At 61.6% G+C, this 2,284-nt stretch carries 4 protein-coding genes; 2 read left to right on the top strand and 2 right to left on the bottom strand.

The features are described from left to right. A partial coding sequence (locus tag VIH17_10245; protein HEY4683613.1) for a hypothetical protein occupies positions 1 to 254 on the bottom strand: 254 nt, incomplete at its 3' end. A gap of 15 nt (positions 255 to 269) precedes the next feature. Between VIH17_10245 and VIH17_10240 the strand changes: the two genes are divergently transcribed. After that, positions 270 to 1,154 carry a Cof-type HAD-IIB family hydrolase gene (locus VIH17_10240; protein HEY4683612.1) on the top strand — a complete coding sequence of 295 codons (885 nt, stop codon included), beginning with the start codon at positions 270 to 272 and terminating at the stop codon, positions 1,152 to 1,154. Further along, positions 1,151 to 1,783, top strand: coding sequence for a lytic transglycosylase domain-containing protein (locus tag VIH17_10235; GenBank protein HEY4683611.1), 633 nt, complete (start codon positions 1,151 to 1,153; stop codon positions 1,781 to 1,783). The genes VIH17_10240 and VIH17_10235 overlap by 4 nt, the downstream gene beginning before the upstream one ends. 224 nt (positions 1,784 to 2,007) lie before the next feature. Here the strand turns inward: VIH17_10235 and VIH17_10230 are convergent. Further along, on the bottom strand, positions 2,008 to 2,284 hold a 277-nt coding region (locus tag VIH17_10230; GenBank protein ID HEY4683610.1), incomplete at its 5' end, for a hypothetical protein.

The raw sequence follows: 2,284 nt of genomic DNA, 5'->3' as shown, positions 1-2,284 counted from the left end.
CTTGCCCCGATTCTATCGGGGCGAGCCAGCGTCAACGACTGTCTTGCAGCGGCCATATCATACCGGGCGAGCAGCGGCCCGCCGCAAGCCCCGACTCGTTCGGGGCAAGCGCACAGGTTCTGTAGCCGGTCGTGCGGCTGCCTCTTCCGGCAGCGCGCACACTCGAGATGCGTCATCGTGCTCGCCATGAGCCGGCGAGTGTAGCACAGCTTGATCGCGCCCCCATTCTGAGCCCGGTTGCGTGATAGCTCCATGATAAAATACTTCTCGTGAGCCAAGCGATCCGGTTAATAGCCATCGACATTGACGGCACGTTGCTCGATTCTCGCTGGCAACTTTCCGAGCAAAATCGCGCGGCGGTTCTCGCTGCCGAGCGGCGCGGCATTGAGATTGTGCTGGTCACCGGCCGGCGGTTCCATTTTGCGCTGCCCATCGCCGACGAGATACCTTGCCATCTCATTCTGATCGCCAACAACGGCGCCATAATCAAGTCCAAGGCGGGCGAAACCCTTTCTCGCCATCTTTTGCCCCAGGCGATTGCCCGCCAGATCGTGGCCGGCGTGCCCGAGTTCAAAAGGTCCGCCATTTTGGTCTTCGACGTGGAAGGCGCCGGCCAGATCGTGATGGAGCGCGCCGAGTGGGAAAACCCGCAGGTGTCCGGCTACCTGGAGCGCAACCGCCAGTATCTCCGCGAGGTAACTCCGCTTGAATCCGCCATCGTGGCGGACCCGATCCAGGTGATGTACACGGGGCGCGTGGAAGAGATGAATGAGGTGGAACGGCGGCTTCGCGCGTTGCCCTGCGCCGACGGGTTCGCCCTGGCCAAGACGGAATATGCCGCGCGGGATTTCACGATCCTGGACGCGATCAACCGGGGCTGCTCGAAAGGCGCTGCGCTCGAGGAGTGGGTGCGCCGCCGCGGCATTCCGCGGGAGCAGGTGATGGCCATCGGCGATAATCTGAATGACCGGGAGATGTTGTTCTTCTCGGGGCTGCCGGTGGTGATGAGCAACAGCGTCGAGCCGCTCAAGCAGAATGGCTGGGCGACCACTCTTTCGAACGATCAGAGCGGCGTTGCCGCGGCCATCGAGAGCCTGGTGCTCGCCCCGACGAAGTCGGGGCTCGCCCCAACAAAGTCAGGGATGGCGTCATGAAGCGCTTCCTTCCGACTCTCATCCTCATGTGCGTCGCGACCGCTTTCGGTTCGGCGCCGGCGCGCGCCGACTACGCCATCCTCGGCAATGGGGCGAGGTTGCGGATTGCCGGCCACGAGGACGAGGGCGCCACCGTCAAGTTGCTCCTGCCCGGGGGCGGCTTTGCGCGAGTCACCGCCGATCAGGTCGTCCGGTATGAGCCGGAAGAAATTCTTCCTCAACCGGCGGCTACGCCGGTCGAGCAGTTGATCGAAAAGGCCTCGACAAAACACGGCGTGGAGGCGGCGCTTATCCGGAGCGTGATCGCGGCCGAATCCAATTTTGATCCTCAAGCCGTCTCGCGGAAGAAGGCCATGGGGTTGATGCAGCTCATGCCGGAGACAGCGATGAACTTTTCTCTGCTCAATCCTTTCGATCCAGCGGAGAACATTGACGCGGGAACACGCTACCTGAAGGCGCTGCTCGAACGCTACCGCCACGATATCCATCTAACTCTCGCCGCCTACAACGCCGGCCCGGACAAGGTGGACGCTTACCGCGCTGTGCCTCCCTACCTCGAAACGCAGAATTACGTCATGCGCGTTATGCGCAACCTCCGGACCCAGCGCTCGATCTTGCTCCCACACTAGGAGTGTCCCAGGTAGCGCCGGCCTCAGGCCGGCATTCTTCATCGCGGCAGGAAATGCCCGTCCCGCTCTGCGGGACGGCCGCTACGCACCAGAATCCCCCAGAAACTTTGTGATCCGTTTCACCTCGCGGGAGGTCTTATTTGGTTGGCCTTACGTGATGCTCCGGCGCTGAGGCACGGAAATTCATCACAAGTTCTGTGTTGCATTTGGAAATCGAAAAATGTCTATGGCGGGAGACCGACGCGGCGTAGCAGGTCTTGGAAGCGCGGGTCGGAGCGCAGGGGGTCCCACGCTGGGAGGGCTTTTAGCTGAACCATCGCCCAGCGGTGCTCCTTGTAGGCCTTTTCCAGCCAGACGAAGGCATCATCTTTATGTCCAAGCCGCATTTGGATTATGGCAATAAAGTAGGGGTCATTCAGTCTCTCGAGTCTCCACATCAAGTAACCCTTGCATCCCGACAGGCTATAGGCGCGACCCAACCCCGCTATCTGCTGGGGCGGG

It is taken from the genome of Candidatus Acidiferrales bacterium (genome assembly GCA_036514995.1).
GTDB lineage: Bacteria > Acidobacteriota > Terriglobia > Acidiferrales > DATBWB01 > DATBWB01.
This window is presented reverse-complemented; position numbering and strand designations above follow the sequence as displayed.